The following is a 24,007-nucleotide window of genomic DNA, read 5'->3' as shown; positions in this document are numbered from 1 at the left end:
CCTTTCCTTATCCTAGGCTAAAATTAGGATCAAGCCAGAAAGAGGAAGTGAGAATGAATAAAAATATAGAGAATAAAGTTGTTATTATTACGGGTGGAAGTAGTGGTATTGGCGAGGCGACAGCACGCCATTTGGCATCGTTGGGTGCAAAAATCATATTAGGTGCACGCCGTGAAGATAAGCTCAAAGAAATTGTAAAAAATATTCAGGGTGCAGGGGGTAGAGCTGATTATCTGGTTACGGATGTAACTGTTAAAAGCGATGTTGATGCACTTGTACAAAAAGCGATCGACAGCTTTGGTCGATTGGATGTCATGATTAATAACGCTGGACTCATGTCAATTGCGCCAATGTCGGCGCTGAAAGTAGATGAGTGGGATCGCATGATTGACATCAACATCAAGGGAGTTCTCTATGGTATAGCTGCAGCTCTTCCTGTGTTTGAAAAGCAAGAAAGTGGTCATTTTATTAATATTTCTTCTGTTGCAGGAATTAAGGTTTTTAGTCCGGGTGGTGCCGTTTACAGTGGAACAAAATTTGCTGTACGTGCGATCAGTGAAGGATTACGTGAGGAAGTGGGTGGCAATATCCGTACAACTACAATTGAGCCTGGTGCTGTGGCATCGGAACTTAAATATGGTTCTTCTCATGAGGAAAGCGCTGCTATGATAAATGACTTTGTTCAAAACGTTGAGATCCCGTCTGACTCCATAGCATGTGCGATTGCTTATGCAATTGAACAACCAATGGCTGTCGATATCAATGAAATTGTTGTCCGCCCAACTGTACAGGGTTTTTAGTCCACCTGTACCCTCGGGCAAAGAAGATCGGGTATCGGTTTATTGGCTGTTCCTGGTCTGAGTCTGCGGAAAGAGAAACCTTGTGATTAAGATCCTATTGGTAAAGTAAACCTTAAGAACTACTCATACTATTTCTCTATGATGATGCGCTTTAAAAAAGGGATCAAGCTCCTTGCCTCCCAAGGATCGATTAATGACAATCTTAAAGAGAAATAGTATCACCTACTGCTCGGTTAATCTACAGGTTTTACATCCCTACTTCTTTCCTCTGTTCTAGTGATCGCCGATTCCGAACTCAGGTTTTATAAGTTTATCCTGTCATTCTGGCGATCGCGATCGCACCCTGCCCCAAGGATAACCCTCCGTCATTGCAGGGAACTTGTGCCTGAGCTAAACAGGTATAGCCTTTTGCTTCTAGTTTAGTCGTCAGTTCTTCGAGTAAAACCCGATTTTGGAAGCATCCTCCAGAGAGAGCAATGTGTTGAATGGAAAGTCCATCAGATTGACAGTTATAGATTAATTTTTGCACTAACTGTATCATCCCTTGGATTAAGCCTTTATGAAAGCGAGTTGCCATCAGAGAGATACTTGCCCCTTGGTTCAAGTCTTCCAATAAAGAAAGCCACATGGGGCTAGGGTCGAGATACAGAAGTTTATGAGTTAAATTAATATCAAAGGGATAAGCAAAATCCTCATCAGATTCTGAGAGTAAATGGCGATCGACTGCCATTTCTAACTCGATCGCTCCTTGACCTTCAAATAGGGCGCGATCGCGACATAAGCCGATTGCTGCCGATACCGCGTCAAACAACCGTCCCGTCGAACTTGCCAGGGGTGCATTGAGTCGTTTTTGCAGCATTTGCTCAAAGAGAGCGATTGGTTTATTCTGGAAATAGTCAAATAATTCCAGATGAGCGAATTTTTCCGTTAATATCTGCCAATCAAAGGCAGTTTTTAAGTGAGCATAGGTGTTGCGCCAAGGTTCGAGAATAGCTTTTGTGCCGCCAATCATCGACACAGATTTTAAGGTAGCTAACCGTTGATAACCTCGATAATCTGCGAGTAGAAACTCTCCCCCCCAAATCGTACCCTCTTCGCCAAATCCCAAGCCATCTAGAGCAATGCCTAAAATGGGAGAGTGGTCTAAAGGGATGCCATTTTCAACGAAGCAACTGGCAATATGGGCATGGTGGTGTTGAACTTGAATCAAGGGTAACTGATGGGTTTTGGCGTGTTCTTGGGCAAGTTTGGTTGAGAGATATTCGGGATGGAGATCGGCAACTAAAATTTGCGGTTTATGATCGTAAAGTTGACGAAAAAGTTTGAGATTTTTCTGATAATCTGCGTAGGTAATTAGGTTTTCTAAATCGCCTTGATGTTGGGATAAAATGGCTTGACAATCTTGGATGAGGCAAAAGGTGGATTTGAGTTCTGCGCCATAAGCTAAGAGGCTTGAATGGCGATCGCATCCTGGCGGCAGGGCGATCGCTCCCGGAACGTAACCCCGACTGCGACGCAATAAACGGGGTTTTCCTGCCATTATCCGCACCACAGAATCATCTATGCGATTGGCGATATCTCGGTTATGAAATAATACAGTATCCGCTAATCCCATCAGTTTCTCCCTGGCTTCTGTATTGCTGATTAACTGAGGTTCGTGGGATAAGTTAGCGCTGGTCATCACCAGGGGATAATCCAGAGCTTCAAGTAGTAGAAGATGCAGGGGAGTATAGGGAAGCATAAAACCGAGCGTGCTTACTCCAGGGGCGATCGCCTCCGGTAAACGCTCTTCCCCCTCAGCATTCAACAGCACAATGGGAGCCGCAGGACTCTTGAGTGCCTCTTCTTCGGTTGGACTCACCCGACAATAGCGACGAATGACCGTAATATCCCGCGCCATCAATGCAAAGGGCTTACCAAATCGTCGTTTTCGTTCGCGTAAGCGGTTTACAGCATCTTCATTCGTCGCATCACAGGCTAAATGAAATCCTCCTAACCCCCGAATGGCAAGGATTTTGCCTTGTTCAATCAGGGAAATAGTCTGTTGGATCTCTTTTCCTGGTTCCCCAACCCTATCTTTATCCGCGAGGGACTCTAGCCAAAGTTTCGGTCCGCAAATGGGACAGGCGATCGGTTGGGCATGGAAGCGGCGATCGCCCGGATCGTCATATTCTCGCTGACATTCCGGACATAACGGAAAATTCGCCATCGTTGTTGAGGGGCGATCGTAGGGAACCCCCCGAATAATCGAAAGTCTTGGCCCGCAATGGGTACAGTTCGTAAACGGATAGCGATAGCGTCGCTCTGAAGGCGTATAAATTTCTGCCATACAAGCAGCACAAGTTGCTGTATCGGGAGCAATTTGAGTCTGGGTTTTGCCCTCCACACTCTCAACAATAGCAAAGTCCTTAAACTCGACGGCTTGCTCTTGTTCTTGGATTTCAATCGTCTCTATCTGGGACAGGGGAGGCGCTTGGGACTCTAACCGTTGCCGAAATTCTGATAGTGCTTCCGGTTCTCCACTCACCTGAATGCGTACCCCTTGCCCATCATTGCACACCTGGCCAACTAGCCCAAGCTCATAGGCTAAATGCCAAACATGGGGTCGAAATCCTACCCCCTGAACCCGCCCTCGGACTCGAATTTCTAGAGTTTTTTCAGCACTTTTTTTGGGTTTCATTCGTTGAATTGAAATTTATTCCCGTGCATCCCTCAAAATTTCCTCCAACGTCAACTTAAACTGAGGACAATCTGTTTGAATCGTTAGAAGGCACGTATATAGCGATTCTTTCTTCTATGGAGTATAGCTTGAAGCCTTAGACCCTAAACAATACAAGCTATTGCTAGAGAGCCTATTGCCTATTGCCTATTGCCTAGCGCGAAGCGCTATATCCATAGAAATCAATCCGATAATCGGTAATTTTAACCCCGGTTTGCGCTTCAATTTGCTCAATTAACTCTGGCGGTAGCTCGACGTGAATATCCAGAATTTTGCCATTGTCTAAGCAATTGATGTGAGAATGGGGGTCACTAATATGACCGTAGAGCCGGCCATCGGCGCGATCGACACATTCAATGATGCCTTGGGAAGAAAGGGCTTCGAGATTCTGATACACTGAGGTATGACCGATCTCTCTTCCTTGCTGATTCAGTAGGTCATAAATTTCCCGTGCGGACAGATGCTCCTGTTCCTGCCAGAGTAATTCTAGGATAAATCGCCGTTGACGACTCAGGCGCATTCCCAAATCTTGACAGCGATGAATGGCATCTTCTAAAGAGCGGATCGGTTCTAAGGTGTTCGGTTCGTTGCTCATGTTCAATAATATGGGTTCTCCTGAAGAATAAACAGCATTAGGATTAGCTCGTCAGGGTAAAGTGCAATTACGTCAGCGATGGCTTGCACTATCGCTCTCCACTTGTCCTCGTCTTCCCCGTTAAAGTAAACTCATTACCACTTTAACTCAGAATTCCTGAGCCTGTCTTCGAGTGGAACAGTCGATCGAGGTCAATCGAGTCAGTAACAGGATAGTCGAAGCTCTAGAATCAGAGGGAAGTTGAGTACAATTTCTTAAGGCGATCGCTTCCGAATCTGGGAAATCGAAATGATACAATTGTTGCAGGGTGTCAATGAGTTGGCGATCTCTCTTTAGAATAGCCGGTATGGAAATGAGTCAAATCCAGGGAGAATAGAAAGCAGTGACATGGATTTATTATGATGAGATCGCGACAGCAATCGATTTACCCATGGAGGAAATTATCGACTTTTGTCATCGCTGGCAGATTTGTGAATTCTCTCTTTTTGGTTCGGTGTTACGTGACGACTTTCACCCGGATAGTGACATCGATATCTTAGTCGATTTTGACCCAGAAGCCAAGCGTGGGTTAAGGGAAGCCTTGCAAATGCAAGATGAACTCGAATCCCTGTTTAATCGTAAAGTAGACTTAATTCCCAAAGCGGCGATCGCCCGCAGCGAGAATTGGCTCAGACGCAATAATATACTTGAATCAGCAAAAACGATTTATGCCACGCGATCGAGAATCTCTGATTGATATTATTAATGCTATTAGACGCATTGTACGTTATACCAATGGTGTTAGTCGATCTCAATTAGCAGCCAATGATGAAAAGTTATCTGCTATCTTGTATCAAATTACCATTATTGGTGAAGCGACCAAACGACTATCCCAAGAATTTCGTCAAGAACATCCAGAAATTCCTTGGCGTGAAATGGCAGGAATGCGAGATGTAATTATCCATGAATACGATCGACTAGACTTTGATATTGTATGGGATGTGGTAGCCAATAAAATTACAGAACTTTTAACTATGCTTGAAAGTGTTCTGATTGAATAACTTGGATATCGATTTTTTTCAAACCACCCTGTCCCAATCAGACACTCAGTTGTTGGTTTCTGGCCGGCCAACTGCACCAAATCAGCCTACACTAGGTTAAAGTAAGATATATCGATCGCCAATTAAAGAGTCAATCCCGTGACCGTTAGTCAAAATCTAGAAATCCTCAAACAGAGCCAATCTATCCTACACAATGGTAAAACCACCCTCGATAAAGCTCTAGAGTTATTTGATGCCCTAGAACCGGTTAACTTAGAATTTATGTTCGGTCGATGGCAAGGTTCTCAATTGCATACCGATCACCCCATGGATGGCTTATTAGAAGCCTCCAATTGGTATGGGAAAGAATTTATAAATGCTGAAACGGTACACCCTTTGCTATTTTTAGATGCCCAGGGACAAATTATTAAAGTTGCGCCCAATGCTAGAGCTATGGAATGGATTGGAAAAATGCCAAAGATGAATCTAGCTATGCTCAAGCCTTTATTGGGTTTGACCAACTCTCTACTCAAAACAGAAAAAAGTCAAGCCCGATTACGGATGATGGAATACCGAAATAAAATCAGCGCGACGATGATCTATGATTATTTGCCGATCAATGATTCTTTTAGAAAAATTGACGGTAACACTGTCTTAGGAGTGATGGATTTTAAGAGTTTGCCCCAACCTTTCTTTTTTATTCTCAAGTGTTCATCCCAGAAATAATCTCCGCTCTAAATCGCCATTATTAATGACAATCCAGAATTAAAAACCATGTCTATTGAAATTAAATTGGGTGCTAAAGCCATTCAAACCTTAGATCTTACCCCAGCTCAGGAGGCGATCGCTCCCTTATTAGCAGAAGGGAAGTTATCCGCCCATGAACAGAAGCTTAAATTTAACATTGAGTATCCCCGCGAAGATACAGATCCCAGGGAACTTTCAGAAATTCCCGAAATCCGCCTCTGGTTTATCCGTTTAGATACCGTCTATCCTTGGCTACCCTTTCTATTGGACTGGAAAGGGAAAGAACTAGCCCGTTATACCGCCATGCTCATTCCCCATCAATTCCATCGCACCGATGGTATTCAATTTAACCCGGAAGCTCTGGAAATTTTTGTCATGCGTAAAACTTTTGTCTTAATGAACTGGATGCAACAGCAAGGAATTGAACCGCGATCGCGCCTCAAAGCTATGACCCAAATGTTAGGCTACGAATTAGATGATGGTTTCTTTGACCTGATTATGAACCCTTGAGGTAAATAATACAGCACTTTGTGCTGTTATGAAGTACATTATCGAATCCCTAAAGCCATGTACCACAATCCTATTCCCTATTCCCCATTCCCTAGCGCAAAGCGCTATAAGTCCTAAAACTGTCCCATATATCCTTGATAAATCCCACCCCAGTTATTGGGATTTTGGGGATTAAAACCTAACTTGCACCATTGCTTGCTCCAGTCTTCCCAATTCAGGCGGCGATCGCCATCAGAATAACCCCATAACATCTCTTCCCTGATCCGTTTATGTTCGAGATCGTTCGGATGTTGGGGATCTTCACACAGCCAAAGAGCCAGAGCCTTAAATTCAGCAAACAATCGTTGTTGTTCCGCATTCAAACGCGGTTCCCACAATGCTTGAGAAGTTTCTGGCCCTACAATACCATCCACCTTCAGTCCCTTAAACTCTTGAAACCGAATAACCGATTTTTGGGTTTCGGGGCCAAAAATACCATCAACCTTGAGGCTTCCCCCTGGTTGGGGAGGGACTCCCCAGTTATTGAGTTGAATTTGAAGCTTACCGACGCGATCTCCTTGACTCCCCACTTTCAAAATAGAGGAGTGTTCCTGAATATAACAGCCCAAACCCCGATCCAGTAAAGCTTGTGTTTGAACCCCAACCATGCCATCGATCGCAATGTTCTGAGCAGCTTGTAAAGCTTTAACCGATTCTGTAGTAATGGGGCCATAATAGCCCGTACTGCGGGTACTCCCAGGAAAACACCCTACTGCTTTAAGCCGATCCTGGAGTTCCACAACTGCAGGGCCATAATCCCCCAACTGCCACACATAATTTCCTAGGGTGGGAGACATTTGACTCAAGAGAGAGATGACTAAGGCGATCGCCAAAAGCTGCTGAACATTAGCAATCCGATCGCCATTGAAATCATCCCAAACCAGAGCGTAATGGAGGTAGGCTAAACCGTCCATAAACACCATACCTATTGAAAAACACCACCATTCTATAGTGTCTACGATCAATGCATGGAACAGGGAAGATCCGCTTACTCCCAACTCCCGACTTCCCTCAAGGCATTAAAAATGAATTGACTCTCCACAAGAAATTCACCCTAGTGGAGGAAGTCACGGTATCAATTCATCATTAACCTGAAAAGACAAGAGGTGGATAGCTCATAACCCATGGATACCAAAATTATAACTCAGGGATACCCAATTAGCCGATACAGTTTGCTCAGTGGAGCGATTGTCCTAGTGTACTTTATTGTCGCCTATATAACGACAACAATGATCGGCTTAGGAGAAATTTCTCCAATTTGTCCAGCCGCAGGGATAGGCCTAGGGGTATTAGCGGTTTATGGTATTGAGCTTTGGCCAGGAGTAGGCTTAGGAAGTTGGGCTTATGCCCTCATTTTAGGCGCTTCCCCTGTAGTGGCGATCGCTGGGGCCCTCAGTCATATTACGGGTGCGGCGATCGGTGTTTATTTATTGGGATTATGTCGATGGAAACCCATACTTCCGAAACTCAAACCCGTACTTCAGTTAGTCTTTTGGGGAGCCACGATCAGTACGGGAATTACGGCATTCCTGGATACAGTTTTGGGTCTATGGTTACATATGCTCACGTCGCAAATGGCTTTAGAGCATCTGTGGAGAATGTGGTTGGGTGAGAGTATGGGAGTTTTATTGATTACTCCCATTCTGGTCTATGGGATCAGCCGTTGGTCTTTGGGAAAAGAGCCAATTCAGATTAATACTCCTGAATATTGGATAGAAACCCCGATCGCGATCGTTCTTTTCTTCGTTGTTAGTAGCTTGATTTTTGGTCTCCCCAATATGGGGTGGATTAACGATCGGTGGATGCTGGATATAGCTGATGCACCCTTAGAATATCTCTGTTTTCCATTTATCGTTTGGGCAGCCTTTCGCTATGGCGCGATCGGGGTTTTTACCACCAGTCTCTCGATCGCCGTTTTAGCTTTAATGGGTTTGAGCCAAGATCAAGGTCTATTGATTGTCAGGGCAGATACTAGGCAAGAAGCCATCTTCGGATTTGAAATCTTGATCGGCTCCATTCAGATCACAGCTTTGATCTTGGCTGCCAGTTTAACGGAACTCACGGTTAATGCCGAGCTACTGCGCCATAATCACGATCGCTTATCGGAAGATATTACCCTGAGAGAAGCTTCGATTATGGAGTTAGAAACCACTTTGGAGCAACAAAAGCAAACCTTGCAGGAAAATCAGGAGGCCTTAAGCCGATCCAATCAACTAAAAAATTGTTTTTTTCAAGCCATTGCCCATGATTTACGCACCACACTCATGGGGATGCTGATGCTCCATCAAAATTTACTCAAAAAACCGGGAGAAACCCTATCGGTGAGTCGATCGCTCCTGCAACGGCTCACTGAAGGAGGCGATCGCCAATTGCGTAAACTCAACACTTTGCTCGAAGTGGCTAATCTAGATTCTAACTTAAGAGCGATCGAGACTGAAGCCATTAATCTCGCTCTCGTTTTAGAACGGGTACTAGAAGAATTGCAACCGGATTTTCAAGCCAATGAGGTTCGCCTAACGTATCATCGGCCAGAGAAATTACCCCTCGTTAATGCCGATCCTCAGCAGATGAAACGTGTGTTTGAACATCTGCTCTCCAATGCCATCAAGCATAATCCCCCTGGAGTCGAGATCCAGATTCAGTTCCAAACTCACCCTAACCATGAGGTGTGCTGTTCAGTGACCGATAATGGAGTCGGTATTACTGCCGAAAAGCTGCCCTATTTATTTTCCTTAGATCCTCAAGCTTCCGACTGTCAAACCAATCGTCCCTTAACTGGCATTTCCCTCGGTCTATATCAATGCCATCGGATTCTAGCCACCCATGGTGGTCAGTTAGGTGTTGAAAGTCATCTAACTCAGGGGTCTCGTTTCTGGTTGTGCCTTCCTGAGTATCGCTCCCCCTCCCCTTCTGTAAATTTAAGCTAATTTTAAACCCAACGTTAACCCAATCAGATTACGATTGAAATGGGGTGAAACAGATACTATTTTGGTACAACTTAATGCAACCGTTATTTTAGCGGGTTGAGTAAAAATATGACCTGACCGTATCTGCATGACTGATCCCTAATTGATCCCTCCCTAAAAGTAGTCATAAATGATCCCTTTTTAAGATAATGCAGCATTTGATTGCTTCAGGTAAACTAGATTCTTTGTCAGTGATTGCACAGTATGTTTTAGCTGTAGCTCAGGAGGCAGGATTAGATCGTAAATCCTCTTATAAATTGAGATTAGCAGTTGATGAAATTGCTACTAATATTATTATTCATGGTTATGTAGAAGCAGGCATTAATGGGGATTTAGATATCCGAGCGGATATGACCGATCAAGAACTGATGGTCTCTATGGAAGATACAGGTGCTGTTTACGATCCCACAGAAGAAGAGGAACCCCCTCATTTATGTTTGTCAATCGAACAACGGCCCTGTGGGGGGTTAGGGGTTTACTTAGCCCTGCAAAGTGTAGATCGGTTTATCCATGAGCGCACTGGCTCGATCAACCGTAATGTGTTTATTGTCAAACGGCAAGAACATTCCTTAGATCCGCTCTAGGCTCAGGATTGTGTTGATGTGACTTCCTCTTCACTGTCAACTATCCACTTCCTGCTCCCGAATAATGTAAAGAAGTGTTGCGGCTTGCATAAAAATACGAGGAACAACCCGGCTTCTGAATTCTAGGGGAGATAATGGACGAGATCGCCCACTTGCTAAAATTAACAGCAGGCTTGTTCAGTCATGAGAAACATCATAAACTAGAGCAACGCATGAACCATACTGCATGAAAACTTATCTGATTATCTCGATCGAAGAAGAAGAAATTTTAACGCCAACACAAGTTAATCTCGTCACCTAAATATAACCTTCTTCAAGTTTTACAAGAAATTGAGGCAATAGACAATATCCTAACTCTCTCTTCCTGTGCCATGTACCTAAAATTGATCCCTTCTGAATCCTGTCAAGGCTTTTCCAGTCTTGTTTAGAGAGATAATCGAGTACGGCCATTTGTCTGATGTGTCGATTCTTCTCTGAGCTTACCTTTTCTTCTACCAAACTCAGGTTAGACTAAGAGCCGAATGCACTAAATGTCGAGTGTTCGGTTGTGAATCGGATGTAGAAGGGTTAACCTTTCTATTGACTACTCCCTGATCCTCTCTTGAACCTCAATCCTCAAGCCTATGTCCTTTAGTCTGCTCAAGCGACTGCGAAGAAATCATTATACCCAAGCCATTGGCCGACGCAGTGGCAAATCTTCGCGTTTGAATCAGTGGTTTAAGTGGCTCTCCCCTGGATTGTTTGTTAAGCGCTGGATGGTGATTAGCGCTGGGGGAATGATTCTGGCAACTTTGGGGTTGGCGATTTGGACGAAGATGACCCCAGTTTTTTATTTGCTGAGATTAACGGAGGCGGTATTAAGTAGTTTGGCTCAGTTGGTTCCGAATACGATTAGCGGGCCGTTGGTGGTGATTGGGGGGATTCTACTGATTTTGTGGGGCCAGAGTCAAACGGTGAATTCTATTAGTCAGGTGTTAAGGCCTCCTGGGGATGAGGAGTTGGTGGATATGTTAATCTCCCATCGTCGTCTGCATCGGGGGCCGAAAATTGTGGCACTGGGAGGAGGAACAGGGTTATCGACCCTGTTGCGGGGGTTGAAGCTCTATAGCGCTAATATTACGGCGATTGTGACGGTGGCGGATGATGGAGGGTCTTCGGGACGGTTGCGACGGGAGTTGGGAGTGCAACCACCTGGGGATATTCGCAATTGTTTGGCGGCTTTGGGGGATGAAGAGAAGTTGTTGACGGAGTTGTTTCAATATCGCTTTAAGACTGGGGATGGGTTAGCGGGTCATAGTTTTGGTAATTTATTTTTGACCGCCATGAGTGAGGTTACGGGGGACTTAGAGCAGGCGATCGCGGCGAGTTCTCATGTGTTAGCGGTACGCGGTCAGGTGTTACCGGCAACGTTGGAAGATGTGTATTTGTGGGCTGATCTGGAGGATGGCCGCCGAATTGAGGGGGAATCGCGGATTCCAGAGGCAAAGGGAAAAATTGTTAAGATTGGTTGTGTTCCGGAGTCTCCACCAGCTCTGCCCGCTGCGATCGCCGCGATTGAGGAAGCCGATTATATTATTATGGGGCCAGGCAGTTTGTATACGAGCGTGATTCCGAATTTATTAGTACCGGAAATTGTGGAGGCGATCGCCAAAAAACGGGTTCCCCGGATTTATGTCTGCAATATTATGACGGAACCGGGAGAGACTGATGGCTATACAGTTTCCGATCATATTCGGGCGATCGATCGGGTGGTGAAACGGCGGATTTTTGATGCGGTTTTAGTGCATAAACGGCCCCCTTCTGAAGCGGCTCTGATCCGATATGCAAAGCAGCGTTCCCATCCGGTATTTTTGGATCGCGAAGATGTGGCACGGTTAGGGTATCGGATGGTGATGAGTAATGTCATGGATGAGGATGCGATCTCCCATAAAGTCCGCCATGATTCCCATCAGTTGGCGAAAGTCTTGTTACGTTGGTATAGTCGCGTACGGGGCTTGTAAGAGAAATCCTAGGAGCAAGATAAATCGCTTCGCTTCAATCGGTCCGCAATAATACTATTCATAACTTTAAAACCATGACTTATGCCCAAAAGATCGCCCAGATTTTCCACATGACGGATACAGTATGGGAACGTCATACGAATCCCTGGAGTTTTTGGACACGCTACCTGAGTTTACCCCTTTTAGTATTAGCCAGTTGGAGTCGCGTTTGGTTAGGTTGGGGGGCATTAATTCCCATGGCCTTAGTTTTGTTGTGGATTTGGATTAATCCGCGACTGTTTCCCAAACCAGAAAGTACCCAAAATTGGGCTTCAAAAGGCGTATTAGGAGAACGGGTTTGGCTCAATCAAAAGCAAGTCCCGATTCCCAGCCATCATCAACCCGTGTTGGCGTTTACGAATACGGTGAATGGGGTTGGTTTTGCGATCGTCCTTTGGGGTTTGATTACCTTAACACTTTGGCCGACTTTGCTGGGTTTATCTTGGGTGCTTTTGGCTAAAACCTGGTTTCTCGATCGCATGGTTTGGCTCTTTGAAGACATGAAAGACCATCCCCAATATCGCGATTGGTTGTATTGAACTCAAGCGTATTTGCCATCTTTCCTAATGAAATGCCTGAAAAATAACGTTCAAAGGAATTGTGGTGTCAGTTTTTTGATAAATTTCATCTCCCCTTGGAAGTCTCCATCCGATTCAACACCAACGGGAATCCAGTGTAGATGCAAGTAAAAGCCGTAAGCTCTAAAGTTAGGATTGTTTCCTGTCAGTAACCAAATCTCTTCAATTCCCTGCGACTCTAACCAATGTTCAGCCGCTTGCATGAGGGCGCGTCCAGCACCTCGACCTTCAAAAGCAGGGAGGACAAATAGCCCCAATATAGTTTTTTCTGTAGCATTGGCAATCGAGAAACCAATGGGTTGATGATCAATCTCAGCAACCCATGCACAACGATCTGTTGCTAACATTTGGGCAACTGACTCTGGAGTAATCCCCAGTTGAGCAATCTCTTCACGGGATTGATAATTTTCGACGACGCTGGTTCTAATCTCAAAGAGAGTCTCAATATCATCGTGTTGGGCAATTCGGATTTTCATACTGCGATCGAGGGCATAATTATACATTTATTCGCCCCTAGCAAAACACTGCAAAAATAGTAGAGAGCGCTAAACTCAAGATCTAATAAAATGGTTGTTCCTGGACGACTAGTATCAAGCATAACGTGCCGATAATAGCATAAACCACATAATTTGTCTCTGGATCAGTCAGTTGATAAGCACTTATAGGATGACCTGATGAATTGAGATTTGCCGAGAGAGAATTAAAAAAGATATGAATATTGTCATCATTTATTCTGTCACAAGTCTCCTCAAATTCACAGCAAGTCTCCTTAAACCATATAGAAAGTTCATCAACACTTTCAAAGCGATGTCTGTATGAAGCCTGATAACGAGTAACTTTATCCGAAGAAGCCCTCACTTCATCAGAAAATTTGCCTTCTTCCTCCTCAAGAGTTAGGCTGTACTCCAGATCATAATACTGGCTTAAGTAATCGCGGGCAAAATAAAATAAGAATCTCCATCGAGAATTGGTTATTTTGTCGATACTAAAAGAGTCCTCTGATAGTTTAGAAAAAAAATAAATTTTTGGCAGAAAACCGTCGCATAAAATATCCTGAAACCTAGCTTCTATATCATACTCTCGCACAAGACGTAGGGAACCCAGTAATTCAGTTCGATCTAGATTATTTTCTGCTCGATCTCCGAGCTTTTCTCGACATAATTTTTCTTTAGAAACCATGTTCATTAAATCTCTATAAGCTATTATCATGCCGGACAAATGATAAAAGATATAATGAGCACACCATTGAAGTACTAATCGGATTAGTGTTTCTAACTCCAAACTTTGGGCTAAGTAAATCGTATAAGAAGGTTGAGCTTTTGTGTCTAAAGGCTCAGTCCACTCCTCTGAAGTACTACAACAAATACTAGAACCCAATCGATCAAAGAACCAAAGATTATGAGGTTGATATGAGTCAATATGCTGATGTGAAATCACCTCTATCTCACCTGTATCCCTGCCAATATTTCTGAAATGAACTACTTCTGTGCCGGTATTACGATCCCATGCAACTCCCCAGATGCCATCATCATAGTCAGCATCTCTTCTATTAAACACAGCGCGCAACGGTAAAATGTTGCGATCGCGATCCAATATGTCAAAATCAAACCAGTAATATCTACCAATATCTACCCAATATTCCTCTGAGCCACAAATATGCTCATCATTACTCAGAATAGCAACTAAGTTGACCATATTATACATTTTCTCTGGATCGGTAATGCCATGTCTTTTAAAACCTTCACTGAGAAAGTCAGGTAACCGCCCTGACAGAGTACGCTTAAATGGAATTATATTTCTAAATGGAATTATATTTGCTATACAATTTGGCCACATATGATAACTCTACTCAATCTCGATGAAATAACATCAAAGTATTTGTCGCATTCTCTCCTGCAATAAGCTGAAGTCGGAATTCTCCAGGTTTGACAACTTCCAATATTTTGACGAATTTTCGTCTGAGGTAATCGCGTTCTTCTTCCCCATCTCCTTAACATCCTATTGTCGCAAAAACTCCGCATCCCATTCCGGCAAAGACGGATTAATACTCACGCTAGAAGCAATTTCAAATCCCGCAGGAGTTGTTAACCGGGGACGGATTTGGCAATACCAGTGAACTTGAGGTTCTTCTGCCTTATATCGAGCTGCGGTATTGATGATGTAGTTATAGTCTGGATCGTTGAGTTTTGCCGATAACCGCGTTAAAATACTTTGTAAGATAGCGGCAAAGTCTGCTTTTTCCGTATCTGTCAGACTGCCAAAATCTGCCTCATGATGTTTCGGGGCTATCGATATTTCAAACGGCACTTCAGCAGCAAAGGGTACAAACGCCAAAAATGAATTATTTTCCTCTAGTATCCGCGTCTGCTCCTTATACTCAAACTTGAGAATATCACAGTACAAACACCGCCCCCAGTCATCATAATATCGTTGCGCTTCCTCCTCGCGCCAGCGTCGTTGTTGAGGCACAATGCTCGTAATGATAATCTGGGAATGGGGATGGGATTGGGACGCACCTGCTCGTTGCCCGTGATTGCGGAAGATAATCCCCATCATGCTCTCATGTTCTCGCATTAAATCGATGTAGCGGTGATGATAGGTTTCTATAATCAGCTCCACTTCCGATCGCTCCATGGTAGGAATATCCTTATCATGATCTGGACTTTCGATAATCACCTCATGGCGACCATAACCTGGCATCGTGAGATAAATCCCATGGGAAGCGCGCAGGGTATTGCCTTGAGTCGAAAGTGCCGGATAGCGATTGCCAACAACACGGGTTTGCCACCCAGAACCATTCGCTTTAGGCAGTTCTAGTAAAATGGGTTCCTCCTCATGAGTCCCTCCAGGACAAAAGGGGCAAGGAAGAGGAATTGGAGGAGCGATAGTGCAGGCTTGTCGCCAATCTTGGGGACGGTGCTTTCTCTTGGGAGCATAGATGACCCATTCCCTGGTGACCTTATTGAGTCGGATGTGGTTACCTTCAATATCTTGCACTTGAATCCCGCGTCATGTTTGTTAGATTTGCCTACCTTACTTTAACGCCTAATCCTACACTGAAACCGGCGATCGGGAGATTCACCTTCTGGTCACCATGCTTTTACGACTTGAGAAGTTTGGTTTAGGACTTGAGCTACAGTCGATTTCTAAGTGTGTTTAGCATCATTTCTACCTCATTCTGGTCTTCAAGGATTAGAATTTTACGTTTTGTCAACATCTAATACGGTAAAGCACCTGTAATTTATTTTGTGTTACAATGATATCCATGACATCCATGTATATTGCTAGTCTTTTTACACTCAGCAAAAAATACTCAAGGACTGTAAATTAATTTCAATATTACCCTAGATTTGTCCAATTTCACTCAGGGAACCTCGCTTAATCTCCATATTCCACCCCATCTTTCAACCTTATTTTACCTCGACTGTTAACCATGAAGACCCCATTCAATATTAGCTTGCGTCCCTCTCGACACTGGACGATCGCTCAAGAAGAATCCGTTTATTTCCCTACATCCATTCAATCTCATGGTGTATTATTAGTCTTAAGTGAGCCAGACTTGACGATCATACAAGTCAGTGAAAACACTGAATCTTTTTTAGGTTATGCTCCAGAATCTCTCCTCAATCAACCTTTGTCCGTATTATTGGACTCCTCCCAACTAAACCTGCTTCAAAATCATTTAGCATATCTAAGTGTTGAGTCTAATAATCCACTTCAACTCAAAATTAAGGGCATGGGAGAGACTGGGTTTAGTAGCATGATTCATCATCAAGATAGTTGCCTGATTCTAGAATTAGAAAAAAGCAGCGATCGAGGTTTGAATCAGTCCCTCAGTTTTTATCATCTGACTAAAGAATGTGCCATCAAACTGAATACAGCTCAAACTTTGGAACAAGTCTGTGAAGTCGCGGCTAAAACTATTCGTAGAATCACGAATTTTGACCGAGTAATGCTTTATAAGTTTCATGAAGATCATCATGGTAGTGTGATTGCTGAATCTAAACGGGAAGATCTAGAGTCCTATCTAGGTTTACATTATCCCGATATTGATATTCCTGAACCCGTTAGAAATTTATTCCTCAAAGATCGATTGAGAATTATTTTTGATACTGGTACAGATGCGGTAAAAATGATTCCTGATATCAGTCTTTTAACTCGGAACAAACCGGATTTGAAAGGAGCATATTTAAGGAGTGTATCTCATTGTCATCTGCAATATTTAAAAAACATGGGTGTGCGCTCCTCAATGGCGATTTCTTTAATTAAAGATCAACAACTTTGGGGATTAATTGCCTGTCATCATTATGATAACCCCATTTCTATCTCCTATGAACAACGATTTATTTGTGAGTTTTTAGCCCAGTCTTTATCTTTGGAGTTGGGGCATAAAGAACATGATGGCGATTATGAATATAAGCTCGATCTCAAAGATGTCCAATCCTGTTTATTAGAATCGATGTCTAATGCCGAAAATTATGTGGATGGATTGGTTACAAATCAACAAAATCTCTTAGATTTGGTAGGAGCAACAGGGGTAGCAGTGGGTTTAGACGATCGCTTGATTTTGATTGGAGAAACTCCCGACAGCACCTATGTGCAAAAACTAATACAAAATCTCGGTTTCTATATGGGAGATTCCCGTTTTTTCCATACCGCTTGTTTGGCTGATATCGATCCTCAATCCACAGCCTATAAAGATGTAGCGAGTGGGATCTTAGCGATTAAAATTACAGCCACTAAAGATAAATATTTAATTTGGTTTCGCCCAGAAATGTTGCAGACCGTTAATTGGGCAGGTAACCCACAGGATTCCTTGAAAAATAGCAAAAACAATGTTTTTCTTTGTCCTAGACAATCTTTTGAATTATGGAAAGAGACGGTGAACTTGCAATCTTCTGCGTGGAAAAAATGTGAGATAGATGCAGCCTTGAGTCTGCAAAAGTCCATCATCAAAATCGTCTTGAAAAAAGCGGATGAACTTGCCAAAGTCAATGAAGCATTGAAAATATCAGAGGCAAGAGAAAAAGAAAGAGCTATGCAACTTGAACAAACACTTCAAGAACTGAAACAGGCTCAAACCCACTTAATCCAAAATGAGAAAATGTCCAGTTTAGGGCAATTGGTCGCTGGAATTGCCCATGAGATTAATAATCCGGTCAATTTCATTTATGGTAATCTTTCCCATGCGGATAATTATATCCAAGATTTACTCTCGGTTCTTGGGCTTTATCAGGAGTTTTATCCTGCGCCCCCGGAAGAGCTAGAGGAAGAATGTGAAGCAGTGGATTTAGAATTTTTAGTTGAAGATTTACCTAAATTACTGAAGTCAATGCACATTGGAGCCGATCGCATTCGGGGTATTGTACGCTCATTACGCAATTTCTCCCGTCTTGATGAGAGTGAAGTGAAAGCGGTAGATATCCATGAAGGAATTGATAGCACGTTGTTGATCCTAAATAATCGACTTAAATCTAAATCCCATCGCCCAGAAATTAAAGTTCTGAAAGATTATAGCACTTTGCCTTTACTCGAATGCTATCCTAGTCAGTTGAATCAGGTGTTTATGAATTTAATTGCGAATGCCATTGATGCTTTAGAGGAAGCCAATCTAAAACAGAATTTGAGCTATGAGGCGTTGGAGGTTAATCCTAACCAAATTAAGATTTCAACTTCCCTATCTGCTTCCAAAGAGACTGGAAACGATTGGGTGATGATTGAGATTGAAGATAATGCATTAGGTATTCCAGAAGATTTGCACTCTCGATTATTTGATCCATTTTTTACAACTAAACCGATTGGTAAGGGGACAGGAATTGGATTAGCTATTAGTTACCAGATTGTGGTGGAGAGGCATCAAGGAAAATTAACCTGCGCGTCTACGGTGGGAGAGGGAACAACGTTCCGGATTGAAATCCCGGTAGAACAATTAACAATTAACAATTAATAATTAATAATTAATAATTGGTTTTACCAATCATCTATCTCTAGATCTGAGTCTTCAGACCAATCATCTTGCTGAGAAAGATTGGGGGGAAGGGGTTCGGGAACTTTGAGGGATGAAATGGGAGGAGTCCAAGAAGAGGATAGAGCTGTAGAATCGTTTTCTTCAGACGGTTCAGATGTGGCTTGGGTGAGGGGATGGACGACGCGATCGATCGCATCTTGAATGAAGGCTTTGACAAATTCATCCCGTTTGTTCAGTTTGAATTGACGTTGCACAACTTCTGTAATTCCCCCGTCTCCCCAATCTTGATCTTGGCGGAAATATTCGATAAAGCTTTTACCGGCAATGCGAGTTAAATAGGCGGCGGTGACTCCTTGAATAGCTTTACCGATAATGAAGGTGGCGACATTTAATTGTAGAGCAGTGGTCACTAATTTTAACGCGCCCTCCACGATCCCTAAACTGGTTAGGGTTTTGGCTAATGAGAGGGCTAATTCTCGTCCCCGTTCCATGTTTAATTCGCAGCCATAAATCCGCCCTAATTCGACCACCATTTGAGCATTGACGGCTGCTGTGGCTAATAAATCGACCACGGGTAGGGGGGTTACGGCGATCGCTCCGGCACCGATCCATTGGAACTGTTCCACTGTCTTATCAGCTTGGCGCTTGCGCTGGGTATCCAGAATCCGCCGGGCATCGTCGCCTAGGGCGCTGGCTTGCATCAAAATGTTATCGGCAACCAAATCTTCACCCTCGGCTCTGAGAACGGCGGCTAGGCGGCGGATTAGGGGGAAAATCACAAGGTCTGGAACAACTAAATCGCCGGAGGGTAAAACGGCGGCTTGGGGATTAGCGGCGATCGCCAACACGTCACTACTGCTCATTAGCCCCTGTACCCGTTGTTGTAAGCGGCTGAGAATCCGCTCCCGGTCTTCATCTGTATATAAATCGGTCTTATTAAACACCAATAAAGAGCGCTTACCAATTTGGGCTAAGGCTTGCAGGGGTTCGTATTCTGATTGACGCAAATCATTATCGACGACAAATAGCAGTAAATCGGCTTGAGTCGCTAACTGGCGAGCAATTTGGGCGCGATCGCTGCCTTCTTCTCCAATCTCCAGAATACCAGGGGTATCAGTAATCAGGATTTCCCGGTTTAATCCTCTTAAAGGTAAATGATAGGTTTGCCCCTCCTGAGTCGTTCCGATCGTCGGCTGCACTTGACCCACCATTTGTCCCAATAAACCATTAATCACCGAAGTTTTACCCGATGAACCTGTGCCAAAGACGACGACGCGCACATTCCGACCTTGGAGATTCGATTCAATTTGCCGCGATCGCTCTAACAAGGCTTCCCGTGCCACCCGATCCTGAATCTTATCCATCTGTTGGCGCACTGCTTTCAGGGTTTCGGCGGCTGCCTCTTTTTTTTCTGTGGGAACCTTCACCACCCTTTGACTGCCGCTTTTAGAGGTTTTTCCCCCTTGAAACATCCAGGCATAATAGATGACACCAGCCAGTAACACCCCCAAGAGGGCAACGATTAATAATAAAACCACTGTTCCCAAGAGCGGGGACGTATAGGAAATTTGTAGGTAAAACCAGCGCAGGGCATCAATGAACCACAGCATTAGCCCTAAAACCAGCGTAATACCGACAATAAGAATCAGGAGGCGAGGCAGGGGCATTGGGGAAATGGGGGAATGGGGAAATGGGGGAACAGTTCACCCCTGGTTAAGCAGAATAGAATTTAGAACATGGTATTACTTCCCTGTTCCTTGGTAGGGTAAGGGAACACCCTCTAGGGTAGCAAGTTTAGGAGGAAAAGATTATGGGATGGTTTAATCAGATTCTGGGTGCAGTGAACGAGCAGGGGGGTTTAGGGCAGATCGGTGGACTGGTGAATACCGTGCAGCAATTATCCAATGATACGGGTGCAGATGAAGGGCAAATGCGATCGCTGCTTTCTGTGGTGGCAGGCTTTTCGCGATCGGCTCTGCAAGAACAAGGAGAAGACCAAGCCCAAAATCTCCTTGATCAGTATAGCGGACTGGCTGCCAATCCCCTAGCGGTACAAGCGCTCTTTAGCCTACCCCAACTGCAAAATTTAGTCCAAGTGGCTGCCGAGAAAACCGGTTTACCCGCGAGTACCATTGAATCGGCTTTACCGACGGCTGTCCCCTTAGTCCTAAAAGTCGTGGAAATGGGAGCCAATCAAGCGGAAAAAAATCCCGTTTTGAGCCGGTTACTCGATGCGGATGGTGATGGAGATATCGATATTGCGGATTTAATGCAATTAGCCAGCCGTTATTTATAGCAGCCAGTAAGTTAAGATCATCTCCAACCAAGGCGAATTAAGAATTTTGGCTAAACCTGATCTTCTGGCTACTCAGTAGTCTGGGGGATCGCGACAACGCTCCGCATTGCAGACCTGATCGCGCCTCTATAGCTCAGTTATAATACTAGGGCGTGTCATCAATCAATTTTTTTGACACAGGATTTCATCTTACCCCAGGCCAAGTCCACGATTTACAAGGGGCTGACGTGCTATTGGAGTGCATCGATCAGATGGGTGCGCTACTTGCTGATAAAACCTATGATGCGGCACAACGTGTTCTTGACCGCCTCAAAGGGGCGGATTGCTTGGCTGTGATTTCTCCAAAAAGTAACCGCACAGAACAGAGACAATATGATCAAGAAATGTACAAGTGGCGGCATCTAATTGAAAATTTATTCCAAAAATTCAAGCAATACAGGGAGATCGCGACACGCTATGATAAGATGGCTCGCAATTTCTGTGGAGATACGCCACCAATTTTTAGATGCCCTGATTGCGGATTTACCGGGTCGGGTGGTGATGACAATGCGGGCGGATTTTCTGGGGAATGCCCTGTCCTATCGACCGTTTGCCGATGTGTTGAACCGCAAGGATTACAAGTTGGGACCGATGAATCGGGAGGAGTTGACGGATGTGATTGTGAAGCCTGCGGAGGGCTTGGGGGTGGGGTTTGAAGCGGGGTTAATCGAGCGCATTTTAGATGATGTGAACCATCAACCGGGGAATTTACCCCTTTAGCCCGGATGGCAAGAAGCTCTTGGCTTTTAGGGGTGATGACAGAACTATCATGTGGGATATAGACTTGGATTCCCTAATGCAGAAAACTTGCCAGAGCATTCGCCCTTATTTATCTAATCCTCATGCTCCTTTGAGTGAAGAAGAGCGCCGCTTATGCAACGGAATAGGGGATGGGGAATAGGGAAAAACCATTTTTACTTTTCCCCTAGGGCAAACCGTTGTAGCAGACGACCGACTTCTATTCGCTCCCATAAATTCCCTGGAAGAGATTGATTTAAGCGCAGGGGAATTTTAGGCGTGGAAAAAGATTGGGCATAAGCTGGACTGAGGAAAATTTCATAGCGCTCTTTTTCCGGGGTTAATTGTTTAATAAATGCTAGAGAAACCCCATTGACTAATTGTTGCAAAGGCTCAAAGGGGGAACCTACAGGACTCGAATCTCTGAGATTACCAATACTTAAATGGGGGGTTCCAATCGCTGTGAGCAGATATTTCGGCGCGGTTAAGCGGTTAAAGGGGCGGATTTGATGTTCCAGGGCTGGGGCGACCACATCATTGGTATTGGTTAAGATCAGCGTGGGAATTTTGACGGCACTGATTCCCGTTTCGCCAAATAAACGCCCAATCACGGGACTAATGGCAATCACTTGCACAATCCGGTCATCCTTGAGAGACTGGGGAGTAACGCTGAGATCGGCGGCTGCACATTGTAACCAGTCGGCTGGAGAACGACCCAAGGGCAGGCGATCGCGGCAAAAACGGCGTACACTGGCTAAATCTAGCTTCGCACCCGCTAATACGAAGGCGGTATATCCCCCCAAAGAATGACCCACTAAAGTGACCTGATCGGTGTTAAATTTGCCCTTCAATGGACCTGGCTGATCGTTGACCTTACTTAGGTAATCCAGCAAAAAGTGAATATCTAAGGGGCGGTCAATAAACTCCTCTGGAGGAACCAACGTGGTTAACTGGCTAAATTTTGACCCCTTGATTAACCATCGGAGGTTACTTCCGGGATGCTCGATCGCCGCCACGGTTAATCCATGGGACGCTAAATGATAGGCTAAACCCGACAGGTAATTGCGATCGGAGCCAAATCCGTGGGACATGACGACTAGAGGCCCAGGGGTTGGCGATCGCCGGACGGTATAAAGATCGACCGGAATGATGCGCTCCCTATCCCGGTCTTGGAGAATTAATGATGTTTTTTCTACCCGATCGTAGGTTCGTTGGGTCGGATCGACTTCCCCAGTTAGAGGGTCTGAGGACTCATTCACCAAAAGATCGCGCACCAGTAAAGGTTCTAGAAGGCGACTTTGCCAATAATCATGGTTAAACTGAAGGGCAAAAGAGAGCGCAGCGGAAACATTGATGGTAATTTCTTGACCGGGATAGGCTTTCAGAATAGAGAGAACACTGAAATGGTTTTCTTGTAGGGTGGTGGTTACGGCTTGCTCTAGATAGTCCAGCCGACTATCGGGCAAAATGGGAACGATACTTTGGTAAATTTCTAGACTGAGGGGAGAGTGGAGAATATTTCTGAGGATGCGATCGCCCAGTTGGGTATCAATGGGAAACCGATAGTCGATGAGCTGTTGCACCCTAGGGGTGAGAACTGAGCGATAGGGATGCAATGCCGGAGATAGGTTTCCGGTTTCGCTAAAATCTTCTAAATCGGCGATCGCAATTTGAGTCTGCCATAATCCTAAACGAAGATTAATGCGATCGGCTCCATGGGCAGGTTGTCCTAGGGCGCACCAAGCACTGAGCAGAGCTAAGACACATCTTAAACTCCATCGTTGGTGCGATCGCTTCATCATCCTCATCCTTCACTCAAATAAAAAAGTTCTAGGCACCCCCCTTATGGGGACTCTTCCTGTGCTTCTCTCAGTAATAACACAAACTGATAAGTTCCTACCGGCATATCCCTCTCAGGAATCCAATTGCCATTCACCCAATCCCAAGTATACAGTTGTTTATTCAGAATCGTCACATAAGAAATTTCTCCTAAATTCCCCGTCACCAAATACATGGGGACCCCTAACCGATAAGTATTATTACAATTGTTAGAATTCGATTGAATTTGACTGCAAATCTGACGATATAACGCGGGATTTAAATCGATCAGTTCATGAAAATTTCGGCGATGTTCTGCCCAAGCTGCTTGGGAAATTCCCACCCCTCCTAAAAATGCCGTTAAACCCATTAACAGACTGGAAATGATACGAGTTTTCACGATCTAGACTCCCTTTGAGAATTTTGCTCTAATTATAGCCAAAGGGCGATCGCTAGAAAGCACGATTAACCTAGGAATTTCTGCATAAATGAGCTGTGGAGGTTAGGAAACAAAAAAACCGTTTTAGCCCATTACTAGAGTGCCCATTGCCT

At 44.4% G+C, this 24,007-nt stretch carries 21 protein-coding genes and 1 pseudogene; 13 read left to right on the top strand and 9 right to left on the bottom strand.

The window, feature by feature from the left end; translation table 11 throughout:
• Positions 1-53: 53 nt before the first annotated feature.
• On the top strand, positions 54-800 hold the full coding sequence (locus J7529_RS12770; RefSeq protein WP_318729265.1) for an SDR family oxidoreductase: 747 nt from the start codon (positions 54-56) through the stop codon (positions 798-800).
• 310 nt (positions 801-1,110) lie between these two features.
• Here J7529_RS12770 and hypF read toward each other — a convergent pair whose 3' ends face one another.
• Positions 1,111-3,480, bottom strand: coding sequence for a carbamoyltransferase HypF (gene hypF, locus J7529_RS12765; RefSeq protein ID WP_318729264.1), 2,370 nt, complete (start codon positions 3,478-3,480; stop codon positions 1,111-1,113).
• Positions 3,481-3,673: 193 nt separating this feature from the next.
• Positions 3,674-4,114 (bottom strand): Fur family transcriptional regulator, encoded by a 441-nt coding sequence (locus J7529_RS12760; protein ID WP_271943244.1) that lies wholly within the window; start codon positions 4,112-4,114, stop codon positions 3,674-3,676.
• Positions 4,115-4,544: 430 nt separating this feature from the next.
• Between J7529_RS12760 and J7529_RS12755 the strand changes: the two genes are divergently transcribed.
• The 4 genes from J7529_RS12755 (at position 4,545) to J7529_RS12740 (ending at position 6,390) form a co-directional block, all read left to right on the top strand.
• Positions 4,545-4,850, top strand: a complete 306-nt coding sequence (locus J7529_RS12755) for a nucleotidyltransferase family protein (protein WP_413038880.1) — start codon at positions 4,545-4,547, stop codon at positions 4,848-4,850.
• Positions 4,822-5,154, top strand: a complete 333-nt coding sequence (locus J7529_RS12750; protein WP_271943240.1) for a DUF86 domain-containing protein — start codon at positions 4,822-4,824, stop codon at positions 5,152-5,154. The genes J7529_RS12755 and J7529_RS12750 overlap by 29 nt, the downstream gene beginning before the upstream one ends.
• A 138-nt stretch (positions 5,155-5,292) precedes the next feature.
• Positions 5,293-5,859, top strand: coding sequence for a DUF4334 domain-containing protein (locus tag J7529_RS12745; protein ID WP_318729262.1), 567 nt, complete (start codon positions 5,293-5,295; stop codon positions 5,857-5,859).
• A 48-nt stretch (positions 5,860-5,907) separates the two neighbouring features.
• Positions 5,908-6,390, top strand: a complete 483-nt coding sequence (locus J7529_RS12740; protein WP_318729261.1) for a CRR6 family NdhI maturation factor — start codon at positions 5,908-5,910, stop codon at positions 6,388-6,390.
• A gap of 113 nt (positions 6,391-6,503) precedes the next feature.
• Here J7529_RS12740 and J7529_RS12735 read toward each other — a convergent pair whose 3' ends face one another.
• The gene (locus J7529_RS12735; protein WP_318729260.1) at positions 6,504-7,343 is read right to left on the bottom strand and encodes a peptidoglycan-binding protein; all 840 of its coding nucleotides are present in this window, start codon (positions 7,341-7,343) and stop codon (positions 6,504-6,506) included.
• A gap of 210 nt (positions 7,344-7,553) precedes the next feature.
• Between J7529_RS12735 and J7529_RS12730 the strand changes: the two genes are divergently transcribed.
• The 4 genes from J7529_RS12730 to J7529_RS12715 all read left to right on the top strand — a co-directional run bounded on the left by J7529_RS12730 (position 7,554) and on the right by J7529_RS12715 (position 12,557).
• Positions 7,554-9,356 carry an ATP-binding protein gene (locus J7529_RS12730; protein ID WP_318729259.1) on the top strand — a complete coding sequence of 601 codons (1,803 nt, stop codon included), beginning with the start codon at positions 7,554-7,556 and terminating at the stop codon, positions 9,354-9,356.
• A 188-nt stretch (positions 9,357-9,544) separates the two neighbouring features.
• Positions 9,545-9,979 (top strand): ATP-binding protein, encoded by a 435-nt coding sequence (locus J7529_RS12725; protein ID WP_271943226.1) that lies wholly within the window; start codon positions 9,545-9,547, stop codon positions 9,977-9,979.
• 623 nt (positions 9,980-10,602) lie between these two features.
• The gene (locus tag J7529_RS12720; protein WP_318729258.1) at positions 10,603-11,979 is read left to right on the top strand and encodes a gluconeogenesis factor YvcK family protein; all 1,377 of its coding nucleotides are present in this window, start codon (positions 10,603-10,605) and stop codon (positions 11,977-11,979) included.
• A gap of 74 nt (positions 11,980-12,053) precedes the next feature.
• Positions 12,054-12,557 (top strand): DUF6653 family protein, encoded by a 504-nt coding sequence (locus tag J7529_RS12715; RefSeq protein ID WP_271943224.1) that lies wholly within the window; start codon positions 12,054-12,056, stop codon positions 12,555-12,557.
• A gap of 50 nt (positions 12,558-12,607) precedes the next feature.
• On the opposite strand, the gene J7529_RS12710 is transcribed toward J7529_RS12715, so the two are convergent.
• The 3 genes from J7529_RS12710 to galT all read right to left on the bottom strand — a co-directional run bounded on the left by J7529_RS12710 (position 12,608) and on the right by galT (position 15,584).
• Complete coding sequence (locus tag J7529_RS12710; protein WP_413038879.1) at positions 12,608-13,072, bottom strand: N-acetyltransferase family protein; 465 nt, start codon at positions 13,070-13,072, stop codon at positions 12,608-12,610.
• An 82-nt stretch (positions 13,073-13,154) separates the two neighbouring features.
• A complete protein-coding gene (locus J7529_RS12705; RefSeq protein WP_318729256.1) occupies positions 13,155-14,432 on the bottom strand; it encodes a hypothetical protein in 1,278 nt (425 codons plus the stop codon).
• Between the two features lie 162 nt (positions 14,433-14,594).
• A complete protein-coding gene (galT, locus tag J7529_RS12700) occupies positions 14,595-15,584 on the bottom strand; it encodes a galactose-1-phosphate uridylyltransferase (protein ID WP_390890046.1) in 990 nt (329 codons plus the stop codon).
• Between the two features lie 445 nt (positions 15,585-16,029).
• Here galT and J7529_RS12695 point away from each other — a divergent pair, with 445 nt between their 5' ends.
• Positions 16,030-18,543 carry an ATP-binding protein gene (locus tag J7529_RS12695; protein ID WP_318729255.1) on the top strand — a complete coding sequence of 838 codons (2,514 nt, stop codon included), beginning with the start codon at positions 16,030-16,032 and terminating at the stop codon, positions 18,541-18,543.
• Positions 18,544-18,566: 23 nt separating this feature from the next.
• Here the strand turns inward: J7529_RS12695 and J7529_RS12690 are convergent, their stop codons facing one another.
• Entirely contained in the window at positions 18,567-20,231 is a 1,665-nt protein-coding gene (locus J7529_RS12690; protein WP_318729254.1) for a GTP-binding protein, read from the bottom strand.
• A 143-nt stretch (positions 20,232-20,374) separates the two neighbouring features.
• On the opposite strand from J7529_RS12690, the gene J7529_RS12685 reads away from it, so the two are divergent.
• The 3 genes and pseudogenes from J7529_RS12685 (at position 20,375) to J7529_RS12675 (ending at position 21,619) form a co-directional block, all read left to right on the top strand.
• Positions 20,375-20,860 (top strand): DUF937 domain-containing protein, encoded by a 486-nt coding sequence (locus J7529_RS12685; RefSeq protein WP_318729253.1) that lies wholly within the window; start codon positions 20,375-20,377, stop codon positions 20,858-20,860.
• Between the two features lie 152 nt (positions 20,861-21,012).
• Positions 21,013-21,282, top strand: a pseudogene (locus tag J7529_RS12680) (transposase); the annotation flags it as partial.
• A 34-nt stretch (positions 21,283-21,316) separates the two neighbouring features.
• The gene (locus J7529_RS12675) at positions 21,317-21,619 is read left to right on the top strand and encodes a hypothetical protein (protein ID WP_318729325.1); all 303 of its coding nucleotides are present in this window, start codon (positions 21,317-21,319) and stop codon (positions 21,617-21,619) included.
• 194 nt (positions 21,620-21,813) lie between these two features.
• Here J7529_RS12675 and J7529_RS12670 read toward each other — a convergent pair whose 3' ends face one another.
• Positions 21,814-23,445, bottom strand: a complete 1,632-nt coding sequence (locus J7529_RS12670; RefSeq protein WP_318729252.1) for an alpha/beta hydrolase — start codon at positions 23,443-23,445, stop codon at positions 21,814-21,816.
• A 35-nt stretch (positions 23,446-23,480) separates the two neighbouring features.
• Positions 23,481-23,855, bottom strand: coding sequence for a hypothetical protein (locus tag J7529_RS12665; RefSeq protein WP_318729251.1), 375 nt, complete (start codon positions 23,853-23,855; stop codon positions 23,481-23,483).
• Between the last annotated feature and the right edge of the window lie 152 nt (positions 23,856-24,007).

The organism is Roseofilum sp. Guam (assembly GCF_017746735.1).
Lineage (GTDB): Bacteria > Cyanobacteriota > Cyanobacteriia > Cyanobacteriales > Desertifilaceae > Roseofilum > Roseofilum reptotaenium.
This window is presented reverse-complemented; position numbering and strand designations above follow the sequence as displayed.

Coding starts and splice junctions, on each gene's coding strand:
- J7529_RS12735 (WP_318729260.1), bottom strand. CDS start 7,343: ATGGACGGTTTAGCCTACCTCCATTACGCTCTGGTTTGGGATGATTTC.
- J7529_RS12705 (WP_318729256.1), bottom strand. CDS start 14,432: ATGTGGCCAAATTGTATAGCAAATATAATTCCATTTAGAAATATAATT.
- J7529_RS12670 (WP_318729252.1), bottom strand. CDS start 23,445: ATGAGGATGATGAAGCGATCGCACCAACGATGGAGTTTAAGATGTGTC.
- J7529_RS12750 (WP_271943240.1), top strand. CDS start 4,822: ATGCCACGCGATCGAGAATCTCTGATTGATATTATTAATGCTATTAGA.
- J7529_RS12740 (WP_318729261.1), top strand. CDS start 5,908: ATGTCTATTGAAATTAAATTGGGTGCTAAAGCCATTCAAACCTTAGAT.
- J7529_RS12710 (WP_413038879.1), bottom strand. CDS start 13,072: ATGAAAATCCGAATTGCCCAACACGATGATATTGAGACTCTCTTTGAG.
- J7529_RS12730 (WP_318729259.1), top strand. CDS start 7,554: ATGGATACCAAAATTATAACTCAGGGATACCCAATTAGCCGATACAGT.
- J7529_RS12685 (WP_318729253.1), top strand. CDS start 20,375: ATGGGATGGTTTAATCAGATTCTGGGTGCAGTGAACGAGCAGGGGGGT.
- J7529_RS12755 (WP_413038880.1), top strand. CDS start 4,545: ATGGAGGAAATTATCGACTTTTGTCATCGCTGGCAGATTTGTGAATTC.
- J7529_RS12690 (WP_318729254.1), bottom strand. CDS start 20,231: ATGCCCCTGCCTCGCCTCCTGATTCTTATTGTCGGTATTACGCTGGTT.
- J7529_RS12720 (WP_318729258.1), top strand. CDS start 10,603: ATGTCCTTTAGTCTGCTCAAGCGACTGCGAAGAAATCATTATACCCAA.
- J7529_RS12725 (WP_271943226.1), top strand. CDS start 9,545: ATGCAGCATTTGATTGCTTCAGGTAAACTAGATTCTTTGTCAGTGATT.
- J7529_RS12770 (WP_318729265.1), top strand. CDS start 54: ATGAATAAAAATATAGAGAATAAAGTTGTTATTATTACGGGTGGAAGT.
- J7529_RS12695 (WP_318729255.1), top strand. CDS start 16,030: ATGAAGACCCCATTCAATATTAGCTTGCGTCCCTCTCGACACTGGACG.
- hypF (WP_318729264.1), bottom strand. CDS start 3,480: ATGAAACCCAAAAAAAGTGCTGAAAAAACTCTAGAAATTCGAGTCCGA.
- J7529_RS12760 (WP_271943244.1), bottom strand. CDS start 4,114: ATGAGCAACGAACCGAACACCTTAGAACCGATCCGCTCTTTAGAAGAT.
- J7529_RS12715 (WP_271943224.1), top strand. CDS start 12,054: ATGACTTATGCCCAAAAGATCGCCCAGATTTTCCACATGACGGATACA.
- J7529_RS12675 (WP_318729325.1), top strand. CDS start 21,317: ATGATAAGATGGCTCGCAATTTCTGTGGAGATACGCCACCAATTTTTA.